The following is a 24187-nucleotide window of genomic DNA, read 5'->3' on the forward strand; positions in this document are numbered from 1 at the left end:
TCGCATGATGCTTCTCATACACATAACAACGTTAATCCGAATGGCATGAGAGTAGAAGTATCCCCAGGTATCCGCGACAAATACGGCAAATCGTCTACCTACATGCGTTTCAATATATATAGTTGCACAATGTACACTTATATTTCTCTCTTAGCACACTTTAGGGTGTTTAATTGCACTTTTTACACTTATTTTTGGGTATTCCGGGGTTCATCCGGCATATTCGTATTTTTAGTTGTACAAAGTACATCTATCCATACATCCGAGCGCAAAAAGCTAGAAATAAGTGTATAAAATACACGTCTGTTGATTAGCTAATTTATGGGAGCGGAAAACGTTACATTAGCTAAATAGATCCTCCACTCCGGCGATAAAGTTTGCAACGTAAATAATCGGTCAAAGTCAGCGAATGTTAGTCTAGCACTTAAATGCACGGCTGCATTTCCTTGATCGAACAGGAATTTAAGCAAAACATAAATCAGTAAACCCATGTACAGCTGTCCATACACTGCATTAGGCGTTCTTCCAAACAGTTTTGGAATGTTGAGATGCTGCTTAATCCAACGGAAAAATACTTCTATCTGCCAACGTTTTTTATAAATATCTGCAATTCCCTCGGCAGAATGCCAGTGCAGATTTGTGGCAAGAATGACGGGATTGCCTTTAGGGTCCTTTAAGATGACTACCCGAAATCTATTCTTTGTGAGTGCTTTGTTTTTTCCCAATTGGCAGGTTAAATCCTGCTCAACGCTTCCCGTGAAAGGACGTTTTCGTTCTCGTAAAACCGGATTTTGGAAGGTTGTATTATCGCGAAGCCGAATCACAAAATACTGCCGGTCTTTCTGTTCCTGGTTATAGTCAAACCGTTCATGCTTACCATAAGGCCGATCTGCGACCAGAATGAATCTCTGGTCCAGCAGATGAGGACAACTTTTTAGATCAGGTTCATATCCCGTTGTTTCAGTAACTTTGTGCAACTCACCAGCATGATCATAATAACCTCCACCTGGTTTTGGAACAGGGTCACCAACTAAGTCCCTCTGTGCACCTGTTAAATCCATTTCGGTTAAATGTGAGTATGTTCTTTCCTGTTGATTCAAAGTAGCCCTCTGACTAGTAGTGATTTTTGATTTTGCAACATCTGATAAATCATCAACGTTTGAGAATATCCTGCCATGTATTTCAAAGGTTTCCGGATCGTAGCCTTGAGCCAGTGTGAACTGCTTAAATTTCAGCCCCTGTTCATTGTAATTAATTTCTAGCCCCCACCAAAAGAAAACCTTGACAGGCATAAAGCCAATCAAGGTTTGATAACACCATTTACTCATCTTCAACTATCGGAACAAATGGAGAGAGAAATGCATCCTTTTTGTGCTCTATTCTCCCTCGCGCTAAAATAAAAACTCTAAACTCATTATCAAAACCTTCGATGTCCTCATCATCCCTTGTATAGAGCAATCCATAAGAACCAGGGGCTTGTTGTGCAATGAATTGAAATAACTTGATTATTTCTTCGGCTTCCGTACCTTTACGATTCAGAAGTCCACCTACAGAAAGATGATAAGCACCGTTTGCCGGATAGACTTTTAGCAGTCCGCTATCCCAATGTAAATTCGCGACAAAATTTTGTATGTTTTTAGCAATTAAATCTAAATTACCTGCATCAGCTTCTGTAGTTGATTCATGGACTGTAGCCCAACCATGAAATTCGAACATTGTTATCACCTACTTTAATGGTTTAGTATCAATCACGACATCAATTCCATATCTACTGCTATACTCATTCAATTTGTCAATTACTGATTGTGCAGGTTGCCCTTCGAAATGGTAATAGACCTTTCTCCCCGTCTCCTGAGCCACTTCAAAGGTCGCTTTCATTTGGTCGCGAACACTTTTATTGACTGTTTGCAAAGCAGGTTTAGACTGAGCAACGTATTGGTCACTGATAGCATCAAACTCTCTACCTGCTGAGTCGCCGGAGAACTTCACACGGGATTGACCACCAATCCTATCTGCTAGTGCATCAGCCGCCGCATCAGGTTTATTAACCTTCTCTAAAGTACCTGAATAGCGACCTGCATCACCCGCCCCCTCAGTCTTGCCAAAATCAATCTTCTGAATTTCTGTACCTGGTGAATTCTTAACGGTTATGCGGACGCCTTCTGGAGTAGTTAACGCTACAGACGAACCAGACTGAGAGAGGCGGCGGGATGTTGCCTCTGCCGTTTCTTTTAGTACCCCTTTCACTTCAGTAGCTAAGCCCTTGGTCGCTCCTCCCGCTCCCTTCATCAGTAAAGCGTCGAATGCTAAAGCTCCCGTTTTATCCCCCAGCACGGTTGCGCGCGCCTCCGGCGACATTTGCTTCAGCTCATTGAACGTTCCTACTGCCGACTGATAAGCGCTTGTGACCGTTTTAATCGGATGACTTACGGCGTATGCGGTGTCGCTTAGCTGGTTATACACTGCATTGGCCGCTGCGGGCTTATCCGTTACCGCTAATCCGATGAATTTGGCTGTACCCTGCATTTCCTTCCAGGCTCCATCTACCATGCCTTCACCAAAAGCAGCTGCTACTTTGACTTTCATCGGAACCATGCCCTGATATGCATCCACCTCTGCTTGCAGATTACCGAAATATTCTTTGTCGTACTTCCGGTAAGCCGCCGATCGGTCTTGGGGGTTAATGTATTCAAAGGTTTCCGGATCGTAGCCTTGAGCCAGTGTGAATTGCTTAAATTTCAGCCCCTGTGCATTGTAATTAATTTCGCCTTGATACAGGGTGTATCCTTTTTCATTTCCGTACTGTTTAAGCAGACTCTGTATATTGTTATCATTTACCTTTACTGGTTGTGTGGCGGTGGTTGTGCTGAAAAGAAAAAAACCTTGATTGAGTGACGAGCACTCGATCAAGGTTAAGTATGATTGGTTCTGTTTTTTACAACAACACGAATTCCTCTATTGGCAAGATATTTCCGTTATCATCATCAACATAGATGCCTCTTAAAAAATTTTCTTGGCACAATATTTGTTTCATTAATTTTTCATTAGTATATGTCATCATGATAAATCGGGGATTTGAAAAAGGAATTTTCTTTAGATCTTCTTCCTCGTAATCATTAATAATATCCTCCGCATTCTCATAAAACACATGGTCATCACCATAATCCACAACAAATCTATCTGTATATAGACTCGTCGTTTTATTTTCACCATCATGTTTTATTTCACTAATTTGATTAAGATTCAAATATTCATTTCCAATAAGTATAATCCATTGCATTTCGTTCTACTCTCCCTTCTTTACTATCTGCCAACATGATTAATTAAGTCCTCTTGATTCGTAAAGACACTGAATCCTTCTTTTTGTAGTCCTTTAACAACTGCAGAATTTGGGCTTTGATCCGGCAAATAAACAATAACTTCTTTATTTGTGCTGGAGGCAGTATTAATTGCCTGTCTCGTAGAACCTTTTCCTCCACCTTGTTTAACTTGTATTATCGCATTATCAAGTTCAATATCATAATCTGTTAATGGCGTTCCATCTGGCCTATATACCTTTTTATTTACGTCTACGACTTTACCGGGATATTTAACTTCAATTGCATTTGCAGTTTCACCTACGTACTTGTCAGCAGAAGTAAAGGTTCTAACATCACCCGTCCCCTCAGCCTTGCCAAAATCAATCTTCTGAATTTCTGTACCTAGTGAATTCTTAACGGTTATGCGGACGCCTTCTGGAGTAGTTAACGCTACAGAAGAACCAGACTGAGAGAGGCGGCGGGATGTTGCCTCTGCCGTTTCTTTGAGTACCCCTTTCACTTCATTAGCTAAGCCCTTGGTCGCTCCTCCCGCACCCTTCATCAGCAATGCGTCGAATGCTATAGCTCCCGTTTTATCCCCCAGCACGGTTGCGCGCGCCTCCGGCGACATTTGCTTCAGCTCATTGAACGTTCCTACTGCCGACTGATAAGCGCTTGTGACCGTTTTAATCGGATGACTTACGGCGTATGCGGTGTCGCTTAGCTGGTTATACACTGCATTGGCCGCTGCGGACTTATCCGTTACCGCTAATCCGATGAATTTGGCTGTACCCTGCATTTCCTTCCAGGCTCCATCTACCATGCCTTCACCAAAAGCCGCTGCTACTTTGACTTTCATCGGAACCATGCCCTGATATGCATCCACCTCTGCTTGCAGATTACCGAAATATTCTTTGTCGTACTTCCGGTAAGCCGCCGATCGGTCTTGGGGGTTAATGTATTCAAAGGTTTCCGGATCGTAGCCTTGAGCCAGTGTGAATTGCTTAAATTTCAGCCCCTGTTCATTGTAATTAATTTCGCCTTGATACAGGGTGTATCCTTTTTCATTTCCGTACTGTTTAAGCAGACTCTGTATATTGTTATCATTTACCTTTACTGGTTGTGTGGCGGTGGTTGTGCTGCTGCCCGACGACGGACTTTTCACTGTGCTGCTTCCCGACGCGGTATATGCTAGTGGCACACCATTCGCTCCTACCGCTGTCGTCACCGGTCTGCTGATGGTGGTGCTTCCACCCGACGACGGGCTTTTCACCGTACTGCTGCCCGACGCGGTATACGCCAGTGGAACACCATTCGCTCCTACCGCTGTCGTCACTGGTCTGTTGATGATGGTGGTGCTGCTGCCCGACGTCGGGCTTTTCACTGTACTGCTTCCCGACGCGGTATACGCCAGCGGGACACCGTTCGCCCCTACCACTGTCGTCACCGATTTGTTGACGGTTGTGCTACTGCCCGACGACGGACTTTTCACTGTGCTGCTTCCCGACGCGGTATATGCTAGTGGCACACCATTCGCTCCTACCGCTGTCGTCACCGGTCTGCTGATGGTTGTGCTGCTGCCCGACGACGGACTTTTCACTGTGCTGCTTCCCGACGCGGTATACGCTAGTGGCACGCCATTCGCTCCTACCGCTGTCGTCACCGGTCTGCTGATGGTTGTGCTGCTGCCCGACGACGGACTTTTCACTGTATTACTTGTCGGTGCGGTATACGCTAGCGGTACGCCGTTCGCTCCTACCGCTGTCGTCACTGGTCTGTTGATGGTGGTGCTGCTGCCCGACGATGGGCTTTTCACTGTGCTGCTGCCCGACGCGGTATATGCTAGTGGCACACCATTCGCTCCTACCGCTGTCGTCACCGGTCTGCTGATGGTTGTGCTGCTGCCCGACGACGGACTTTTCACTGTGCTGCTTCCCGACGCGGTATACGCTAGTGGCACGCCATTCGCTCCTACCGCTGTCGTCACCGGTCTGCTGATGGTTGTGCTGCTGCCCGACGACGGACTTTTCACTGTATTACTTGTCGGTGCGGTATACGCTAGCGGTACGCCGTTCGCTCCTACCGCTGTCGTCACTGGTCTGTTGATGGTGGTGCTGCTGCCCGACGATGGGCTTTTCAATGTACTGATCGCCTGCGTGGTATACGCCAGCGGTACGCCATTGGAACCCACTTTTGTCGTTGTACTCGACGCCGCTGGCGTTGTCACTGGGTTTTTCGTCGTGTTGCTCGCCTGCGCGGTATACGCCAGCGGTACGCCATTGGAACCCACTTTTGCCGTCGTACTCGACACGACTGGCGCTTTGGGTGTGTTTGCCGCCACTGGCGTTGTCACTGGGTTTTTCGCCGTGTTGCTCACCTGCGCCGTATACGCTAGCGGCACCCCATTTGCACCCACTTTTGCCGTGGTACTCGACGCCGCTGGCGTTTTGGGTGTGCTTGCCGCCGCTGGCGTTGTCACTGGGTTTTTCGCCGTGTTGCTCACTTGCGCCGTATACGCTAGCGGCACCCCATTTGCACCCACTTTTGCCGTGGTACTCGACGCCGCTGGCGCTTTGGGTGTGCTTGCCGCCGCTGGCGTTGTCACTGGGTTTTTCGTCGTGTTGCTCGCCTGCGCGGTATACGCCAGCGGTACGCCATTGGAACCCACTTTTGCCGTGGTACTCGACGCCGCTGGCGCTTTGGTCGTACTTGCCGCTGCAGCTGGCGCTTTGGCCGTGCTAGTCGCCGCTGCCGGCGTTACCGCCTGGCTTTTCGCCGTGTTGCTTGCTGGTGTGGTATACGCTGTTGGTACGCCATTGGAACCCACTTTCGGGCTCGAACTTGGCGTCGTAGAAATTTTGGCCGCAGGCATGGATGTGGCGGTGTTAGTATTTTTGGCGCTGGTGGATATGTAACTTATAGGTACTCCGTTTGCTCCGACTTTTGTCGCCATCTTCTGAAGCTTCCCTTCTTCATTCGAATTGCGAGCTCCTGTTCTGTATGCTTGTCGAATCCGTTCAACAATACATGCAATGCCCGTTCCCTGTCAGAACCTGCTGTCCACACCCGGAATAATCTCCGGATTGGAGGATACGCGTTCGGTAGCGCTCGACACAACTCCCCCTTTCATAAAAGTTAATTTGTATCCTGTTATTGCGTGCCGGCTGTCACCTCCTTCACTAAATCCCCATAGGCCTTCCGCATCCGTTCCGATGTGAAATAAGGTTTACGCCGCTGCAATCCGGATAATTCTTCCCTCAGTACATCCTCGTCAGCTTCCTGAAAGTCGCGAATCGCCGCCTCGAGCGCACCTTTCTCATAGGGATCAAACTGGAAACGATAGTTACCCACAATTTCCGCAATTCCTCCGCGTTTGCTACATAGGATAGGAACGCCCACGTCCATGGCTTCCAACACCACATACCCGAAGGGTTCATACAACGATGGAACAATTAATGCGTCCAAAGACTGCAAAAAGCTTTGCTTCCGCGCACCTTGGCACCAGCCGTAAAATTTGACCTTCTCGGTCAGTCCGGCTGCCTCCCGATATAACAATATCTCGCTAAGATGCTGGGGATCCTCCCTGCCGCACGCCACCCGAAGTTCCCCGTCAACGTCCCGGAAGGATTTGACACAATCCAGCAACCCCTTCCGGTAGTCCATCCGGCCCAAGAATCCGAACACCTTCCGCTCACAACGAATGTCCCGTACTAGCTCCCCTGTATTGCTGAAGCTCATTCCATTGGAAATGACTCTGATTTTGGGCTGCATATCCGGATACAACGTCGCGAGCTTATCTGCTTCAGCAAGGCTAACGCAAACGATTGCATTCGCGCGAAAAAGGCACCGTTCAAATTGAGTCTGTACATCTGCGTTATCACCAAACGGCGCTTCCAGGGCAAACGGCTCCGTTGTTGGCACCGAATGTACAACATATATCAGAGGCCTCCCCTGCAAAATCGACTCATCCAGGACGAAAGACAATCCATAATAATGAATGACGGCTGCATCGAAAGACAATGAAGCCAGCCTGTCGGTCTCTGTCAGAGGAATCGCGGCCAGATCCCTATCTCCCGGATACAGTTCCGCCGCCAGATCAGGAATAGCCGCCGGGTCATACATATGAATAAAACCGGTGTCTTCTTCCCGCCCTTCATAGAGCTGGTTCATAAACGAGGCTATGCCTCCGATAATATATCCTCCAATTTCATTGGTAATATGAACAGCCCGGTAATGCCTTGCGAACCTAATCGTTACCATAAATCCTCCGCCGTTCCCAGAATGACTTCATACTTTCGGATCAAATAATCTTTTTCCAAACTATCCGAAGCAAGCAAAAGAGCAGGGAGACTGTTCAGATCTGCTTCCTCAAATTTACGCTGCCAGTCCAGCACTACATAACCTCTAAATTCCTTCCTTATCCGAAAATTCTCAATAAACACCACAGTTATGTCGTTTATTTCTACGGACTCCGGGATTTCAATCCATTCGTCACCCATTCGCTCAACTCCTTTGGTTGATTGTTGGCGTTAACCATTGACCCGGATAGGGCTGCCGATATCAAATTTCTAATACTGCGGTGCATAGCCTATTCGTGCCTTCACCGGTTTTCCGGTAGTCAAGATTGACTATACCTGTTTTTTTGCAAGCGTTTGCACGAAAGGCTGTTGAGTTTAAACTGATTAATTAACTGCTCTATTTCTTTATCGGGATTTTATTCCATTAAATTAATATCTATCCACACTACCCAATATTTTTACTGAGGGAGTGCAGATTTACCCGTACAGAACTCTCGAAATCTCTCGTTACTTACTTTCAGTTCCTATAATGTCTTTAGAAAAAAAATAGGCCTTGCCTTTGGTAGTAGGCAAGACCCGGATCATATACCACAAAACACTAGGGGGTGGGTGTTTGGTATTCCAATATAAACCCCCAACCTGAAAATTACCTGATCGATACAAATTACATTAAACCAAAACTAGCGGTTGACGATTGTGAACAAGCCGCTACGAGTTCGGAGAGTTCTTGCGATCACTATTAAAGTAAACCTCTGATTTTAAGATAGTGCGAAAAGGAAATCAGGCTTCTTGATCGTTACTAACTGATGGATATTCCCACAAACTCAATTTCCCCTTGGCCGAAATAGGTTGGATTAAAGGTGTGATATCCGCAAGCTTCCAAGCAAAACGCCCTTCGGTATAATCTCCAAAGGCGTATTCATTCCCACTGACCCAGCCCTTGCCGTTCCCATCATGTGTGATCTCATAACAGTCTTCCAGCAAACCTTTGGCTATAATGACTCCCACTGGCAGATTATCCTCTGTATAGCCATGTTTCAATAGCACAGATTTGAAAGGCTCCTGCCTGCAGATCGCTTTATCGATTTTTTTGCCGGCATGAATGGCCAGCTCTCCTCGATGGTTCGTTCTCCATGAACGCGTCTCGAATTCTTTCTCCCCAAGCGCAATTAGCGTCGCCCAGGGCTGCCGTATTGTTAAACAGAGCATCCTGCATAATCTCCTTGTCCTATATCAAATTCAACTTTCGGAAATAGTCCAGAGACTGCTTGGCGCTCTCCAGTGAAGAGGAGGCGTACGTTTCCTGTTCTACGATATAGTAGAGAATTCCCGCTTGATCGGCAATGTCGAAGATTCTACTGAAATCGACTTGCCCCATGCCCAGGTCGGTTTCGTTGTGAGCGATATCGAAATCCTTGATATGGACGAGCGGCACACGGCCTGCATATCGGGACACATAATCCACCGGATTTGCGCCGCCCACATACACCCAGCCCAGATCAAACTCAGCTATCATATGTTCAGCAGGAATTTTCTCCAGCCAAAGGTCGATAATGGCTTGCCCGTTAACTTTTTTAAATTCAAAGTCATGGTTGTGATAACCATATTTCATACCTGCTGCACGAACCATCTCGGAAGCCTTTTCAAAAAAGGGAATCAGTGAAATTACATCCTCTAAGGAAGGGTTGGCCGGTACAGGAGATCCCGGTGTGATTATATATTGAAGTCCAAGCTCTTGAGCATACTCAATTTCTCGGGACAATGCCGTTTGCATATTATCCAGACTGCTGAAATCAAGACCAACGTGTGCAGACGGAGCAGCCAGTCCAAGATCATCAAGAGTTTCACGCAACTCCTTGGCAGTAACGCCGAAGTAACCGGCAAATTCCACCGCCTCATAGCCGATATCCGCCACCTTGCGCAAGGTACCTAGAAAGTCTTGTTCAGTCTGATCCCGCAGGGTATACATTTGAATGCCTACCTGTTGTACTTTTGTCGCCATGAAAGTCCCACTCCTAATAGTTGGATTTGTGACTGAAGTATTCTAATTTCCTAGCAGCTTACGTTCCACAGATTCAATCTTCCCACGGCTGGTAGAGGTTGTATCGCGGCGGTCGTCAATTTTAACAGATGTCGATACACGCTGCGCACCACCTGTGAATGGAGACTCATGCAGCGCCTCTACTGCTGCGAGAATCCGCCCCAACGGGCCTTCGATAATCGTTCCCATGGAAGTAAGCTCGTAGGTTACACCTTCTACTGTCTCCAGCACACGCTGCATATCCGCAACATAGCTGCTGAGGCTTGTACTGCCTGTTCCAATCGGAATGACCGACACTTCAGCAATAGCCACCGGAATACCTCCTTAACGTTTATAAGAGTCCTATACATTCTTCATATCTATCTTCCTTCTATTGTAGCAACTACACCCTCGTCTCACAAACTTAGGTCCGTTATAATTTCCTCTACATATACATTGGATTACCTCTAAGGCTAAATTCCAGTACCACGCTCACCCTAATTATGGACGATTTGCGGCATATTTGAGGATGATTTATGAATCATTTACGGCATATTTGTGGATCAATTGTGGATTACCTGTGGACTAGCTGTGGATGGTTTGTGGAGTACTTGTTAGGAAGCCGCCCCCAGTATGGGTTTGCTAAAAAAATGTTTACAAACACAACATCTTGGGTTATTTTTATGTAACGACAACAAAATATAGTGGAGACAGGCGCTTTGACCCTTTGTTGACCTATAGATAAATGATAAGTTTCACAGCTTATTTTGGGTCTATATGTCCTATCGGATTCAAGCTTAATAGGGAAGTGCGGTTAGATTCCGCTGCGGTCCCGCCACTGTTAACCGGATGCCCGTGACTTGTACAAGTTAGTGTCGCGGACGATCTCCAGCATGAGCCACTGAGGGCGACAAACTGTCCTTCGGGAAGGAGCTAGGGAGAAAAACCGGAAGCCAGGAGACCTGCCTGTCTCGACGACACCATTAACAACTAACCTGCGATGAACAGGGACGGTGTCCGCATGCGTCTTACATAATAGACTCTGTAAATATCCAAGGTGGATAGTTACGTTACGCATACGGGCATTTTCTGCCATCCGGCAGGAAATGCTTTTTTAATATCGAGAGGAGAACGGTACAATGACGTTGCTGGAGAAGCGATACAACGCTGTGAACGAGACTAAGGGAATTATGCTGGAGGAAGTAATTAGTCTGGGACGGGATATTATCGAGAGTCTGGACCTGGATCTGCTGCGCGAGAATGCCAATTTGAACGGGGAAAGCTTTTCCGGTAAAATGAGCAAATTCGGCAGTGAGTACTCTAAGTGGTATGCCCGCAACTTCACCATGCCTCCACAACTGGTCCAAGCCATTGAGGATAACGTAGTATATGTCCACGATCTGGATCAATATGCCATTGGGACAACCAATTGTATATTCATTCCGTTCGAAAGACTTCTGCGCGAAGGTTTCAATACCGGCAACGGCAGCGTCCGTCCTCCGAATTCCATCATGACAGCAATGTCACTGGTGGCGATTATTTTTCAATCCCAGCAAAATGCCCAATACGGCGGTGTATCCGCGAATAAAATAGATTATGATCTGGCCCCTTATGTAACCAAATCCTTTGCCAAGCTGTTCCGCAAGGGTCTCGGATACTTCGAAGAAGGACAAGCTAGCGAGCATCTCGGTGAAATTACGATGAGCCGCACAGATCTTGCTGACCAATACCCAAGAGCCTTCCGCTATGCGTTGAAGGAAACGGAGAGCGAAACGCTGCAGGCTGCTGAAAGTATGATACATAACCTAAATACGATGTCCAGCCGATCCGGCGGACAAATCCCTTTTACCAGCATCAACTACGGAACCTGCACTTCTCCTGAAGGTCAGCTTGTCATCAGCTCTTTGCTGACAGCTACTATGAACGGACTCGGAAGCGGCGAAACGCCGGTGTTCCCGATTCAGATCTTCAAATGCAAACAGGGTGTGAACCAGCAGCAGGGCGATCCCAACTATGACCTGTTCTTGAAGGCTGCCGAGTGCTCCGCCCGCAGATTGTATCCTAACTTCGCTAATCTGGATGCACCGCTCAATATACAGTATTATGATCCGACGAATCCCGATACAGAGTTTGCTACCATGGGCTGCCGCACCCGCGTGCTGGGTGACCGCTTCGGCCGTGATCACTGCTCCGGCAAAGGCAATCTGTCTTTCAATACATTGAACCTGGTCCGGCTCGGTTTGGACTACGGCATAGCAACAGGCCGCCGCACAGCGGCTAATGAAGAAGGCTTCTATGATGATCTTACTCATTATATGGATATCGCTTTAGAGGGGCTCCTGCACCGTTTCCGTATTCAATCGGCCCAGAAAGCCAAAGCCTCTGATTTCATGATGCGTGAAGGTGTCTGGGAGGGCGGCGAACAGCTGCATCCCGAGGAAAGTGTAGGCGAGCTTCTGAAGCACGGCAGTCTGTCCCTGGGTTTCATTGGGATGGCTGAGTGCATGAAGGCGATGTATGGCAAACACCATGGCGAGGATATGGATGTTCATGCCAAAGCAGTGGCTATCGTGCGTCATATGCGCGAATATTGCGACCGCAAGAGTGATGAACTGAACCTCAACATCACCTTGTTCGCTACGCCGGCGGAAGGCTTGTCGGGTAAATTCACGAAGATTGACCGTAAAAGTCTAGGAGCTATCCCGGGCATCACTGAGCGGGAATACTATACAAATTCTTTTCATATCCCTGTCTATTACAACTTGGGCGCTGCCCAAAAAATCAGTCTGGAAGCTCCTTTCCACGAGCTCTGCAACGCAGGCGCGATCTCTTATGTCGAGTTAAACGGCAATGCCCGCAGCAACCCGTCCGCTTTTGTCAAAATTATCAAATATGCTCTTGAGCAAAAAGTTAGCTACTTCAGCATTAATCACCCGATAGACCGCTGTTCAGGATGCGGATATGAAGGTGTAATCGGTACAAACTGTCCTTCCTGCCATACGCATGAGAGTGAAGTACACATCCGTCGGCTGCGCCGGGTAACCGGTTATTTGACCGGTGATTACCAAACCCGCTTCAATGCCGCCAAGCAGGCAGAAGTTAGGGATCGGATTAAGCATCTATGAATATTTGCGGCTATTATCCGGAGTCCATTAATGAGGGAGATGGCATGCGTGCCGTCATCTTCCTCAGCGGCTGCCGTCACCGTTGCCCGGGCTGCTTCAATCCCGAGACGTGGAATTTTAACTTTGGCGATGTATTTACCCCTGAACGTCAGCAAGAAATCATTGGGGAGATTGCCGCAAATCCACTGCTTGACGGTTTGACGCTGGCGGGCGGCGATCCTTTCTTTTCAGCTGGTGAGGCTGCGGGGTTCATCAATGAACTTCGGTCCACACTTCCAGGCTTCCCTGTTTGGATTTACAGCGGATACACCTATGAGGAAATTACAGCTATTCCCGGATCTCCTGAATACCAACTGCTACAGCAGTGTCAGGTACTCATCGACGGACGTTTTGTGGAGGATTTAAAAGATACTACCCTTCCCTATCGGGGAAGCACCAATCAGCGAATTATTGACGTTGCCGCTAGTTTAACCGGTCCTGAGGTTGTTCTTTGGCAGCCTTCTGCGCTTTAATACATCAATTTTTGATATTGAAAATTCATTCTATTCTAGAAGGGAAGTTGAAAACAATGCCACAACTCGTAGTAAAACCGGATAACCGCCATCTGGCCTTTGATGAAATCCGTCTCTCCGTCTATGCCGACCGAATTTTGAAGGATCTGGATCAGCTTAGCAAAGAAACACTGCTTCGCGGTGTACAGTCCAAATTGCGCCGTGAAGAAGTCAGCGGAGAAGAAATCAGCAGTGCCTTTACCATGAGTGCCCTGGAGCTCGTAACTAAGGAAGAACCGGACTGGAAGTTTGCTGCTGCACGTTCTCTTCTAACCTCTCTATATAAAAAAGCTGCGGTCAACCGCCGCTACAAAGCGTATCCAGAAGAACCTTACGGTGAACTGTACCCACTGATCGTTGATTTGGTGAAAAAGGGGATTTATCGCGAGGAATTGTTGACCTTCTACACGAAAGAGCAAATTATTGAGCTGGAACACAGCATTGATTATACGCGCGACCTGCTGTTCGATTATATCGGCCTGCTAACCCTGTCTGACCGTTATTTGGCACATGATTTCGAGGGACGCGTCATGGAGCTCCCGCAAGAACGTTATATGATCATCGCCATGTACCTGATGCACCGTGAGCCTGCGGAGAAACGTATGGAGCTTGTTAAAGAAGCCTACTGGGCAATGAGCAACATTTATATGACGGCTGCCACTCCAACTATGTCCAATGCCGGTAAAAAAGTGGCCGGACAGCTCTCCAGCTGCTTCATCGATACCGTGGACGACTCGCTTGAGGGGATTTTTGACTCCAATACAGATGTTGCCCGTTTAAGTAAAATGGGCGGCGGTATTGGCGTGTATCTGGGTAAGGTACGGGCTCGCGGTTCAGACATTCGTGGTCATAAAAATACCAGCTCCGGCGTGATCCCATGGATTCGCCAGTTGAACAATACCGCAGTCAGCGTAGACCAGCTTGGAACGCGCAAAGGTGCTATCGCTGTCTATCTCGATGTGTTCCACAAGGATATTCTAGCCTTCCTCGACCTCAAATTGAACAACGGTGACGAGCGTATGCGTGCGCATGATGTATTCCACGGCGTATGTCTGCCTGACCTGTTCATGGAAGCGGTAGAGTCACGGGGACACTGGAATCTATTCTGCCCGCATGAAATCAAAAAGGTGATGGGCTGGAAGGACGCTAATGGTCGCCCTCTTGGACTAGAGGACTTTTACGATGAAGAGCTTGGACAAGGCGCCTTCCGTGAAAAATATGGCGAGGCAACCGCTAATTTAGAACTGTCACGCATCACCGTCCCTGCCATTGATATCATGAAACGGATTATGAAATCACAGTTGGAGACGGGTACACCCTACATGTTCTACCGTGATACCGTTAACCGTGCTAACCCTAACCGCCATGAAGGTATGGTATTCTCCTCCAACCTCTGTACAGAAATCATGCAGAATCAATCGGCTACCGTTGTCGAATCAGAAGAACTTGTGACCAAAGACGGCCAAACCCGTATTGTTATCTCCAAGATCCCTGGAGACTTCGTGGTCTGCAACCTAAATTCCATACATTTAGCACGCGCCATTCCAGCTGGAGTTCTGGAACGTCTTGTACCGATTCAGGTTCGTATGCTCGATAACGTAATCGACATCAATAATATAGAAGTACTTCAAGCACAATACACCAACAGCCAATACCGCGCTGTCGGTCTCGGCACGTTCGGCCTGCATCATTTACTTGCGCTGAAAGGTATCCGCTGGGAGTCTGAGGAAGCGATTGAGTTCAACAACCACCTGTATGAACACATTAACTATTTGCTCGTTCGTTCCAGCATGGAGCTGGCCCGGGAGAAAGGACGTTATCCGAAATTTGCCGGCTCCGATTGGGAGACGGGTACTTACTTCACTTCACGCGGCTACCTCAGCGGTGAGCAGGAAGGTAAGTACGTAACTACGGAACAATGGCGTCAGCTACAGCAAGAGGTCGCTCAAGACGGCGTTCGTAACGCCTGGATGTTCGCCATTGCGCCGAACGGTTCCACTTCAATCATCGCCGGCTCCACAGCGAGTATTGACCCGCTCTACGAGCTGCTCTCCTACGAGGAGAAGACTACTTACAAGATTGCTAATCCTGCACCGGATCTGTCCGAGAAGACAATCTGGTACTATAAAACGGCCTTCACGATTGACCAAAACTGGTCAATCCGTATGGCATCCGCCCGCCAACGCCACGTGGATCAGGGACAAAGCTTCAACCTGTACGTGCAGCCAGACATTAAGGCCACCGATTTCCTGGAGTTGCATCTCAACGCCTGGAAGGGCGGCCTGAAATCAACCTATTATGTGCGGAGTCGTGCACTTACGATCGAAGAGTGTGAGTCTTGCGCTAGCTAAGTACGTTTGAACTATAGACCGTCGCATAAGCGTCACTACGAGGAATGTTTGGACTTCCGGTCGCTGTTATACTCAGATTTCTTGATTGGAACCGCATTTGCGGTTGAAATCTGAGTATAAAGGCGAACGCTAACGCTCCTCCAGTTCCAAACTTCCTCTTCGTGACTACTGCGTAGTCTTTAGTAACAAACACAAATTTCACGCACAAGAAATAAGGAGGAGACAAATTAATGTTACTTCAAAAGATTTTTAATACAGAAGCGCCTAACCAATCCACTCGCATCATTGATGGGGAATGCTCGGGGATTTTGAACTGGAACGATATACGCATGCCGCATATGTATAAGCTGTACAAAGTTCTGCTGCTCAATCACTGGATCGCTGATGAAATTCCGATGTCGAAGGATGCTCAGCAATTCCAGATACTAGATGAAGAGGAACGGCGCGTATTCAAGATCAACATTTCGCTGCTAGCAGTGCTAGATTCGATGCAGACGATGTTCGTGGGCGATGTGAAGCGATATTTTACCGATTCTTCATTGGAGGCCATTTCGGCGATTATCGGACAACAGGAGGTTGTGCATAACCAGTCCTATTCGTATGTTCTGTCCTCTATTGTGTCGGATAGTGAGCAGAAGGAGATTTTTGAGTATTGGAAAAAGGACCCTGTCCTTCTGGAACGTAACCAGTTTATCTCCGAGATTTATCAGGAATTCCGGGATAATCCCACAAGACAGACGTTCTTCCACGCGCTGGTGGCCGATCTGATTCTGGAGGGAATTTTCTTTTACAGTACCTTTGCCTTCTTCTACAATCTGGCCCGTGACCAGAAAATGATGGCAACCAGTCAGATGATCTCTTACATTCAACGTGATGAGAACCAGCACTGCTACTTTTTTGCCGAAGTATTCAAACAATTGCTGGCTGATTTCCCGGAACTGAATACCAAAGAGAATATGGAATATGTGTATCGCACCATCGACCGTGCAGTGGAGCTGGAGACCAATTGGGCGCATTACACCCTGACTAATGTAAGGGGCATTGACCTGAATGAGCTTGGCGATTACATCAAATATACCGCGAACAAACGTCTTACGCTGATGGGTATGGAAAAAGCATACGCGGGTGTCGATGTGAACTGTATGCCGTGGATCAAGCCTTTCTCGGATGATGCACTGAACGCCACTAAAACGGATTTCTTTGAAGCCAAGTCCCGCAACTACGGCAAGGTCGGCGATGATAACGGGTTTGACGATTTGTAAAGTAACATTAGAAGTAAGGGATGCTTTTTAGTTGTATTTTATACACCTATATGGGATGATTTAAGCTATATTTCACTAATAAGTGTAGTTTGTACAACTAAAAGTTAAGAATTACCTGTTATATGACCTTTTCCCGCCAAATAGCTGCACTAAGTGCAATTAAGTAGCTTTTAATACGTACACAGTGATTTTAATTGCACAAACTGCAACTAAATAGAGAGCAGAGTAGCAGCCTTAACTCACCGTGCTCACCGTACACACAATTTCAGTTCCATCACGATCACATAACTTTTAAAAAAGCCCCTTCCTGCCTGAAATCAGGTCGAAGGGGCCTTTTGCTTTTTACTTTAGGAATCTGTAAGGGGCTATATCCCCAACTTTTATCGCAAAGCTCTATGTTTTATTTCCTCGGTTAACTCCTGCAAGGCTTCACTTAAACGCAGCTTCAGCTCATCTGCAAGCTCTACCTCGCCAAGATCATTACGGACAGCCTGAGAGTCCACTGCATATACACCGCCCAGAATATATCGTGCGCCAAGCACAGACAACACCGGCTTCAACGCATAATCAATCGAGAGTAGATGTGCAAGACTGCCGCCCATGAAAAGCGGAAGTACAATTTTGCCGGCTAAGCCTTTTTGCGGGACAAGGTCTAAGAAGGTCTTGAGTACACCGGTATAGGAGGCTTTGTACACAGGGCTTACAACAATAACAGCGTCCGCTTCTGCTACTAGTCCGTTGGCTTTTACAATGTGTTCACTTTCAAACTTGGTATGAATCAAGTCCTCTGCCGGGAGCTCCACTACATTAATCCGATCGACCTCAAGACCATTGTCCCTTAAGTGGTCCTCCGCATACTCAATCACAGAGTTGATACGGGATACCATAGAGGGTGTTCCGTTAATAACTACAATTTTAGCCACTGCTTCCACCTCTTCTATCACTTTTATGGGCTGTATCAATAATTCCGACAAAAATACTATAGATTAGTTAATGATGATCGTAACAAAAAGGACACATAGTTGTCAAACTCCCTTGCATCCGCTGTTATACTACGATATACTAAGCGGCAATAATACATTTAATCAGGCCAATGAACGGCATCCAACCGTGAGGCGTCTACGACCGGAGCACAAGTGTTATGCTCTCTAAGTTCACCGGGATTCGCCCGTTACAGCGATAACCAAAGAGGTTCGGATCTCCTGTAAGATAGGGGTTCGTTCAACCTGGGTGGCACCGCGAGCTAACGCTCCTCGTCCCATGGATGAGGGGCGTTTTTTGTATTTTTTTAGAGAAACGGGCGCAAGTTCTACTAGAACAGCGCAGCTGTTTCATCTTCTGACAAAAGGGGCGAACGGTATGCTGGACATGAACTGGATTAGAGAAAATGCGGAGTTGGTTAGAAAGACTGCGGAGTGGAAAAGAATGGAGCTGCCTTTGGATGATTTATTGGAATGGGATAACAAACGGCGGGCTTTGCGGCAGACAACGGAAGTGCAGCGGGCGCTGCGTAATAATCTGACCAAAGACGTAGAACAGCTTATAAGGCAGGGGGATAAAGGAGCCACTGAGACCCTCAAAGAACAAGTACGGGAAATAAACAATAGTCTGACTGCGCTTGACGCAGAGCTTATTGAAGCGGACCGAAACTGCCGGGAGCTGCTGTTAAAGGTACCCAACCCGGTATCGGATGATACGCCCATAGGGCGGGATGACAGCCAGAATGTTAAGATCCGCCAGGTAGGTGTACTGCCTGAATTCACGTATACACCACGAGACCATGTAGAGCTTGGAGAATTGCATGATATGATCGATATTCCACGCGGTGTCAAAGCAGGCGGCCCCCGAAGCTATGTCCTTAAAGGAGCGGGCCTCTACCTTCACCTTGCGGTACAACGGCTTGCCTTAGATGTGTTAACGGCGCGGGGCTTTACGGTGATGGATGTACCGGTAATCGTTCGGCCGGAGGCGCTGGAGCGTACCGGGTTCTTCCCGACAGGAATAGAGCAGACGTATGAACTGAACGGGGAGAACCGCTGGCTCGCCGGAACCTCGGAGGTATCGTTGGTTTCACTATATAGCGATGAGATCATAGAGATGGATTCACCCCTCCGGCTGGCCGGGATGTCGGCCTGCTTCCGCCGCGAGGTAGGTTCAGCGGGGAGAGATGTACGAGGATTGTACCGAGTGCATCAGTTCTCGAAGATCGAGCAGGTCGTCATGTGCGAGAATGATGCCGCCACTTCGGAGAATATACTGCAGGAAATAACCGCTAATGCGGAGTATATTTTGGAGCTGTTGGAGTTACCTTACCGGGTAATGGCAGTCTGTACCGGAGACATGTCGCAGAAGACACATAAGCAGTACGACATTGAGACTTGGATGCCCAGCCGCAATGCCTACGGGGAGACACATTCGGCATCGAACCTGCTCGATTTTCAGGCCCGCCGTTCGAATATCCGGTACCGCGGTCCTGATGGGCGGCTGCAATATTGTCATACTCTGAATAACACTGCAGTTGCCACACCAAGAATACTCATCCCACTGCTGGAGAATCATCAGCTTGAGGACGGCTCGATCTACATTCCGCCTGCGCTGCGTAAATATATGGACGTCAAAGATAGATTGGAACTCCCTAAGGGGCAGCTGTAACAGCCATATTCAGGAGAAAAAAGCGGTTCCGGGGGCAGAAAAGAGAAACCCCGGAACCGCTTTAACTATAATAATTACTAGGATTGCATCCCGCTTGGATTCTTTTCATAATGGCTTATATCCCCGTGAAGCAAGATTTCCGCGTTCCCGTCCTTAAAGTCAATTCTGGACAAACAGGTTGGATGAATATAAGGCAGATCCCAGACCTTATTCATAGCTCTTCCCTCAAAATAGGCCATCAACACCTTAATGACTACCGTATGAGTAACAATTAGAACGGATTCGCCTTCATGCTTAGAGACAACTTCCTCCAGTTTATTCAAGGCCCGCGATTGGACCTCTGCGAATGTTTCACTACCCTCTACACTGAATTTGTCAGGATCGTCCCAGAAATATCGGTATTGATCCGTGTACTCAGACTCGAGCTCCGAAGACACGCAACCCTCCCATGCCCCCATACAAATCTCTTTGAATTCATCAGCAGTCTTCAAAGGAACCCCGCGCTCCCCGAGTATAATCTCTGCCGTCCTCAGCGCACGAGGACTGGGGCTTGCATAGACGGCATCTAGACTTACCGCCTGCATCCCCCGATTCAGCCACTCTGCCTGCTGCAAACCAAGCGGTGTAAGCGCCGAATCCATATGTCCCTGCATACGCTGCTGTACGTTCCATTCCGTTTGTCCATGACGAGTCAAATAAACGGTTGTTACTTTCATTGATGGTCTCTCCCCTTACGGTTTCGTTTGCTTTAGGTTACCTCACATCCGTAAGCCCTGTCTATTACGGGGAATTCCACCACGGTCGCTATTTTTTCGAATTCAAATGTACTTTTACACTTCATTCCGCATCATGAGCCCGTTATCTCGAATTCAAATGTACTTTTACACTTCATTCCGCTATAGGAGCCCGTTTCCTCGAATTCAAATATACTTTTACACTTCATTCCGCATCATGAGCCCGTTATCTCGAATTCAAATGTACTTTTACACTTCATTCCACGTCACGAGCCCATTTCCTCGAATTCAAATGTACTTTTACACTTCATTCCGCATCACGAGCCCGTTTCCTCGAATTCAAATGTACTTTTACACTTTATTCCCGTACGCCGTGCTATAGCTCCTGATCATCCCGGGAGAAATAGCCATCAACCAGTGACTTCGCTCTATATTCACCGGGAGAAATACCCTCCAGTTCCTTGAAGACACGCGCGAATTGCTTGCCGCTCTCAAAGCCGACGGCTTCCGATACTCCGGCAAGCTTGCAGCGGCTTCCAGCCAACAATTCTTTGGCATGGTGGATGCGTACTTTTTTCAAATATAGGACAAAGCTCTCTCCCGTATAGGCCTTGAAGGCTTCGCTGAAGTAGGAATAGTTCAGGGATACATGATTACTCACCATAGCCATATTCAGCGGACGGAAATAGTTGGCTTCTATATAGGCCAGCGCTTCCTTCATATCAGCATGCTCGGTGTGCGCGGACCTAACTCCCATAATATATTCATTCAAGTCGATGAGCAGGTGCTCCAGCGCCCGATAATAGTCGTGAAAATGGCGGTAGTTATACATATTACCAACCGTCCGGTACAGCTTTAGAATCTCCACAGAGGCCTCTCCATGTACCCGAAATACCTCATCTAACACCCGTTCATTTATTTTGCGACCCACGGTCTCTAGATAGGACAAATCCAACAACTTGAGATGCTCCGTCTGAAAAATAACAGCAAGCAGGCTCTTCATTTCCTTCTCTCGTTCGGTTCCTAACATATTAAGCAGCTTACGGAGTTCTTCCTCCGGTGCAGGGAAGCTGAGTCGTCCCTCTCTAACCTCTTCGAAGTCGATATAGTTGGATTGAGGGTACAAAAAAGTGTACTGCATAGCCCGGCAGGCTTTCAAATAGCAGGAGCGAATCTCTTCAAACGATTGGCATTCACTGCTAATCCCAATTAACAGACCTCTAAGTTCCCTGGCCTCCGCCTGCTTGGAAAGTTCTTCAAAACTCTGCTTATGACGCCCGATCAGCACTAATTTTCCGTCCCAATCCGTCAAAGTCTCCATAAACATACTCGTCAGAGGACCGTTCAGCCTTTCGATCAGTCCCTGTACTTCTTCAGGTTTCATTCGTGAACCATCGCTATAATAATAATTCAGCACACCTAATGTAAAAGGAAAGGCCAGATCTTTCAGAACTTCCTGCTGTTCACGTTCCAACTGCACATCTTTTTGCATTAGCAGTGCCCGTAATCGGGTGGAACGCAGCTCCTTGCGGAATTTTTCAGCTTCTTGCTCCAATTTAAAATCTGATTGCTCCTGTTTTTTCAGTTCCTTGTCGATTCTCTCCAGAATATCAAAAAGTTCATCGCGGCGTATGGGCTTCAGCAGATAGTCTTTGACACGGTACCTAATCGCACTTTTGGCATATTCGAAATCATCATACCCGCTCAAAATCACCACCGCCGGGCCTTCACCAGCCCCACTACCTGTAGATAAATGTTCCAAAAGCTTTATTCCATCCATCACCGGCATACGAATATCCGTGATTATAATATCTGCGCGTTCCTTCTGAAACATTTCCAATGCCTCAGCGCCATTCCCAGCCATTTCGATCGTATAGTCGGATGGAAATTCCCGTTCGATCATCGCTTTCAACCCTTGGCGGATATTCTTCTCATCATCTACAATTATCAGTCTCTTCATGGTTGTTTATCTCCTGTCAAAAGAACTTTCGGTAACGTCATAAACACCGTTGTCCAGCTCCCGGCCTCACTTTGCAATTCGAGTCCATACTCTTCCCCATAGAACAGCTGCAGACGCTGATGTACATTTCTTAGTCCGATCCCGCCAGCTCTACGGTCACTGATGCCCACTCCAGGTAGACTTGGATTCGACTCCTCCTTAGCGTAAACAGACGCGTTCAGAACCGATAAGCGCTCAGGTGTAAGACCGATGCCGTTATCACGAACCGCTATGAAAATATCACCCTCTGCTTCCGAGATATCGATATGAATGGTCCGGTCCTCGAGTCCTGCTTTATCGCCGGTCCAAGCATGCTTGACGCTATTCTCAACAATAGGCTGCAGTGACATCTTCAGCACCTCTAGCTCTAAATATAGGGGCTCCATATTCATAATCAGTACAACAGGATATTCAAAGCGGATATTCATCACTTCAATGTAATTCTCTATATGACGTATTTCATCCCGCAGCTTCACATATTCCCCTGACCATTTGAAATTGTAGCGCATCATGCCCCCTAGCGAAGTCAGGGCGTCCGATATGGTCCGCTGATTCTCGATTTCAGCCAGCATCTTAATATTTTCGAGCGTATTATATAGAAAATGTGCGTCAATCTGATTGTGTAAAGTACGAAGCTCCGCTTCCTTCGATAAAGCCTGCTTCTGTACGGCTTGAGCCACCAGGGTATTAATTGTATTCATCAGCTTCGAGAAATGATGCGCCAATTCACCGACTTCCCCGCCGCCCCGGATGGTAATCCCGCTATAGGATTCACCTCTGCGCACTTTCTTCATGGTTTCGGTCAAGCGCCGCAGGTTCTTCAGAATAAATGCATTAAGCACGTAAGCAATGGCGGTCACTAATATAATAAAACCGATGTTCACCCCGATAATTAAGTTTCGGGTATGTGAAATGTCCTTCATGACACCGTCCATGGAAACAACATTGAGCAGGTAGGCATTAATATGTTCCAGGGGTGTATTAATCAACAGATATGATTTACCGTTCTCCGTATAATTAATATCCCATTCGCCTGTCTCTCTGTACGATTCAAGACGACTTTTGATCGCTGCGGACATTTCCTTATTATCCGGTAGGAAGGAATGGTCCAAACGTGTAAACAACTGCATATCCTCATCGACCAGGAACATTTGAGACTGGCTGTCCTGTACAGTGGAATAAGTCTTGGTTGTAAATCGTTCCAGAAGCATGTCAACTTGAACCATTCCGATGTGATTATCTGACGGAATGCTCATTTCACGCAGCAGGGATACCTTGGGTACAATCTTCGGGGGCTGCGCGGAGTAACGTTCCATCAAATCAGGGTCATTATTCTGAAAAGACCATGACAACCTCCCTTTCAGTTTTAGCGCTTTCTGATACCATAGTTCAGAAGCTACCCGACTCTCACGGAAAATATTTGGCCAAATCTCATGGACATCGCTGTTCGAATATAGGCGCAAGTGCTCAATGCTCGGATTATTGTACTGGATGCGTGTAATATTTTTAAATACGTAATCATTAAAATTAATCAGCTCTCCTACATCCGGTTCTTCCGTATTGTTGAGATAATCCTGTACATCCTTATCCTCATATGCCATTTGAACAGCCCGTTCCATCACTTCAACCTGATTATTGATATGCAGCTTCTCCATCTGCAGCAGATAGCTGTTCTTATCGATCGCATCCCGGACGTAGGTATTATTGATGGCCCTGTACGAATAAAAGGACACCATTAAGCAGGGTCCCAAAATAATGAAAATATAGGCGGCAATCAGACGGCTCTGCAGTGAGCGTCTCCCCCACCAATACGTAAATGAATCCCATAAGGCTGCACTTCGCTTACCCGGTTCCACGCTGTAATGTTCACCTCGCTGTTGTACGTCCATTTATTAT

At 47.3% G+C, this 24187-nt stretch carries 19 protein-coding genes and 1 riboswitch; of the genes, 5 read left to right on the forward strand and 14 right to left on the reverse strand.

The window, feature by feature from the left end:
- Window positions 1-314: 314 nt before the first annotated feature.
- From PWYN_RS27985 to PWYN_RS09420, 10 genes are all read right to left on the reverse strand, one after another.
- Entirely contained in the window at window positions 315-1304 is a 990-nt protein-coding gene (locus PWYN_RS27985; protein ID WP_240479706.1) for an IS4 family transposase, read from the reverse strand.
- A 16-nt stretch (window positions 1305-1320) separates the two neighbouring features.
- Window positions 1321-1716, reverse strand: coding sequence for an Imm7 family immunity protein (locus PWYN_RS09375; protein WP_036650628.1), 396 nt, complete (start codon window positions 1714-1716; stop codon window positions 1321-1323).
- 9 nt (window positions 1717-1725) lie between these two features.
- Window positions 1726-2910 (reverse strand): restriction endonuclease fold toxin, encoded by a 1185-nt coding sequence (locus tag PWYN_RS09380; protein WP_036650630.1) that lies wholly within the window; start codon window positions 2908-2910, stop codon window positions 1726-1728.
- 25 nt (window positions 2911-2935) lie between these two features.
- Window positions 2936-3280 (reverse strand): hypothetical protein, encoded by a 345-nt coding sequence (locus tag PWYN_RS09385; protein ID WP_036650631.1) that lies wholly within the window; start codon window positions 3278-3280, stop codon window positions 2936-2938.
- A 23-nt stretch (window positions 3281-3303) separates the two neighbouring features.
- A complete protein-coding gene (locus PWYN_RS29195; RefSeq protein ID WP_157261122.1) occupies window positions 3304-6252 on the reverse strand; it encodes a hypothetical protein in 2949 nt (982 codons plus the stop codon).
- Between the two features lie 197 nt (window positions 6253-6449).
- Window positions 6450-7559, reverse strand: coding sequence for a glycosyltransferase family 4 protein (locus tag PWYN_RS09400; protein ID WP_036650639.1), 1110 nt, complete (start codon window positions 7557-7559; stop codon window positions 6450-6452).
- Window positions 7553-7798 (reverse strand): hypothetical protein, encoded by a 246-nt coding sequence (locus PWYN_RS09405; RefSeq protein WP_036650642.1) that lies wholly within the window; start codon window positions 7796-7798, stop codon window positions 7553-7555. Before PWYN_RS09405 ends, PWYN_RS09400 begins: the two co-directional genes overlap by 7 nt.
- A gap of 579 nt (window positions 7799-8377) precedes the next feature.
- Complete coding sequence (locus tag PWYN_RS09410) at window positions 8378-8806, reverse strand: ASCH domain-containing protein (protein ID WP_036650645.1); 429 nt, start codon at window positions 8804-8806, stop codon at window positions 8378-8380.
- A gap of 19 nt (window positions 8807-8825) precedes the next feature.
- Complete coding sequence (locus PWYN_RS09415) at window positions 8826-9599, reverse strand: sugar phosphate isomerase/epimerase family protein (protein ID WP_036650648.1); 774 nt, start codon at window positions 9597-9599, stop codon at window positions 8826-8828.
- Between the two features lie 42 nt (window positions 9600-9641).
- A complete protein-coding gene (locus PWYN_RS09420; RefSeq protein WP_036650650.1) occupies window positions 9642-9950 on the reverse strand; it encodes an MTH1187 family thiamine-binding protein in 309 nt (102 codons plus the stop codon).
- 429 nt (window positions 9951-10379) lie between these two features.
- Window positions 10380-10601, forward strand: a riboswitch (cobalamin riboswitch).
- 206 nt (window positions 10602-10807) lie between these two features.
- Here PWYN_RS09420 and PWYN_RS09425 point away from each other — a divergent pair.
- From PWYN_RS09425 to PWYN_RS09440, 4 genes are all read left to right on the forward strand, one after another.
- Complete coding sequence (locus tag PWYN_RS09425; RefSeq protein WP_420805762.1) at window positions 10808-12742, forward strand: anaerobic ribonucleoside triphosphate reductase; 1935 nt, start codon at window positions 10808-10810, stop codon at window positions 12740-12742.
- Entirely contained in the window at window positions 12739-13254 is a 516-nt protein-coding gene (gene nrdG / locus PWYN_RS09430) for an anaerobic ribonucleoside-triphosphate reductase activating protein (protein ID WP_036650656.1), read from the forward strand. Before PWYN_RS09425 ends, nrdG begins: the two co-directional genes overlap by 4 nt.
- A gap of 56 nt (window positions 13255-13310) precedes the next feature.
- On the forward strand, window positions 13311-15644 hold the full coding sequence (locus tag PWYN_RS09435; RefSeq protein ID WP_036650659.1) for a ribonucleoside-diphosphate reductase subunit alpha: 2334 nt from the start codon (window positions 13311-13313) through the stop codon (window positions 15642-15644).
- Window positions 15645-15874: 230 nt separating this feature from the next.
- The gene (locus PWYN_RS09440; protein WP_036650662.1) at window positions 15875-16906 is read left to right on the forward strand and encodes a ribonucleotide-diphosphate reductase subunit beta; all 1032 of its coding nucleotides are present in this window, start codon (window positions 15875-15877) and stop codon (window positions 16904-16906) included.
- A 380-nt stretch (window positions 16907-17286) separates the two neighbouring features.
- Here the strand turns inward: PWYN_RS09440 and ssuE are convergent, their stop codons facing one another.
- Window positions 17287-17829, reverse strand: a complete 543-nt coding sequence (ssuE, locus tag PWYN_RS09445; RefSeq protein ID WP_036650664.1) for an NADPH-dependent FMN reductase — start codon at window positions 17827-17829, stop codon at window positions 17287-17289.
- Window positions 17830-18265: 436 nt separating this feature from the next.
- On the opposite strand from ssuE, the gene serS reads away from it, so the two are divergent.
- Window positions 18266-19558, forward strand: coding sequence for a serine--tRNA ligase (serS, locus tag PWYN_RS09450; protein WP_036653621.1), 1293 nt, complete (start codon window positions 18266-18268; stop codon window positions 19556-19558).
- 77 nt (window positions 19559-19635) lie between these two features.
- Here the strand turns inward: serS and PWYN_RS09455 are convergent, their stop codons facing one another.
- The 3 genes from PWYN_RS09455 to PWYN_RS09465 all read right to left on the reverse strand — a co-directional run bounded on the left by PWYN_RS09455 (window position 19636) and on the right by PWYN_RS09465 (window position 24180).
- Window positions 19636-20274 carry a histidine phosphatase family protein gene (locus tag PWYN_RS09455; protein ID WP_036650668.1) on the reverse strand — a complete coding sequence of 213 codons (639 nt, stop codon included), beginning with the start codon at window positions 20272-20274 and terminating at the stop codon, window positions 19636-19638.
- Window positions 20275-20668: 394 nt separating this feature from the next.
- Window positions 20669-22252, reverse strand: a complete 1584-nt coding sequence (locus PWYN_RS09460) for a response regulator (RefSeq protein ID WP_036650670.1) — start codon at window positions 22250-22252, stop codon at window positions 20669-20671.
- Window positions 22249-24180 carry a cache domain-containing sensor histidine kinase gene (locus tag PWYN_RS09465; protein WP_052087868.1) on the reverse strand — a complete coding sequence of 644 codons (1932 nt, stop codon included), beginning with the start codon at window positions 24178-24180 and terminating at the stop codon, window positions 22249-22251. Before PWYN_RS09465 ends, PWYN_RS09460 begins: the two co-directional genes overlap by 4 nt.
- Between the last annotated feature and the right edge of the window lie 7 nt (window positions 24181-24187).

Origin of the sequence: Paenibacillus wynnii (genome assembly GCF_000757885.1) — a bacterium.
Classification (GTDB): Bacteria; Bacillota; Bacilli; order Paenibacillales; family Paenibacillaceae; genus Paenibacillus_AQ; species Paenibacillus_AQ wynnii.

Bases quoted from the DNA above. Each gene is read 5' to 3' on its own strand.
- PWYN_RS09400 (WP_036650639.1), bottom strand. From the start codon at position 7,559: ATGGTAACGATTAGGTTCGCAAGGCATTACCGGGCTGTTCATATTACC.
- serS (WP_036653621.1), top strand. From the start codon at position 18,266: ATGCTGGACATGAACTGGATTAGAGAAAATGCGGAGTTGGTTAGAAAG.
- PWYN_RS09415 (WP_036650648.1), bottom strand. From the start codon at position 9,599: ATGGCGACAAAAGTACAACAGGTAGGCATTCAAATGTATACCCTGCGG.
- PWYN_RS09465 (WP_052087868.1), bottom strand. From the start codon at position 24,180: ATGGACGTACAACAGCGAGGTGAACATTACAGCGTGGAACCGGGTAAG.
- PWYN_RS09435 (WP_036650659.1), top strand. From the start codon at position 13,311: ATGCCACAACTCGTAGTAAAACCGGATAACCGCCATCTGGCCTTTGAT.
- PWYN_RS09385 (WP_036650631.1), bottom strand. From the start codon at position 3,280: ATGCAATGGATTATACTTATTGGAAATGAATATTTGAATCTTAATCAA.
- nrdG (WP_036650656.1), top strand. From the start codon at position 12,739: ATGAATATTTGCGGCTATTATCCGGAGTCCATTAATGAGGGAGATGGC.
- PWYN_RS09460 (WP_036650670.1), bottom strand. From the start codon at position 22,252: ATGAAGAGACTGATAATTGTAGATGATGAGAAGAATATCCGCCAAGGG.
- PWYN_RS09375 (WP_036650628.1), bottom strand. From the start codon at position 1,716: ATGTTCGAATTTCATGGTTGGGCTACAGTCCATGAATCAACTACAGAA.
- PWYN_RS09440 (WP_036650662.1), top strand. From the start codon at position 15,875: ATGTTACTTCAAAAGATTTTTAATACAGAAGCGCCTAACCAATCCACT.
- PWYN_RS09405 (WP_036650642.1), bottom strand. From the start codon at position 7,798: ATGGGTGACGAATGGATTGAAATCCCGGAGTCCGTAGAAATAAACGAC.
- PWYN_RS09410 (WP_036650645.1), bottom strand. From the start codon at position 8,806: ATGCTCTGTTTAACAATACGGCAGCCCTGGGCGACGCTAATTGCGCTT.
- PWYN_RS09425 (WP_420805762.1), top strand. From the start codon at position 10,808: ATGCTGGAGGAAGTAATTAGTCTGGGACGGGATATTATCGAGAGTCTG.
- PWYN_RS09455 (WP_036650668.1), bottom strand. From the start codon at position 20,274: ATGAAAGTAACAACCGTTTATTTGACTCGTCATGGACAAACGGAATGG.
- PWYN_RS29195 (WP_157261122.1), bottom strand. From the start codon at position 6,252: ATGGCGACAAAAGTCGGAGCAAACGGAGTACCTATAAGTTACATATCC.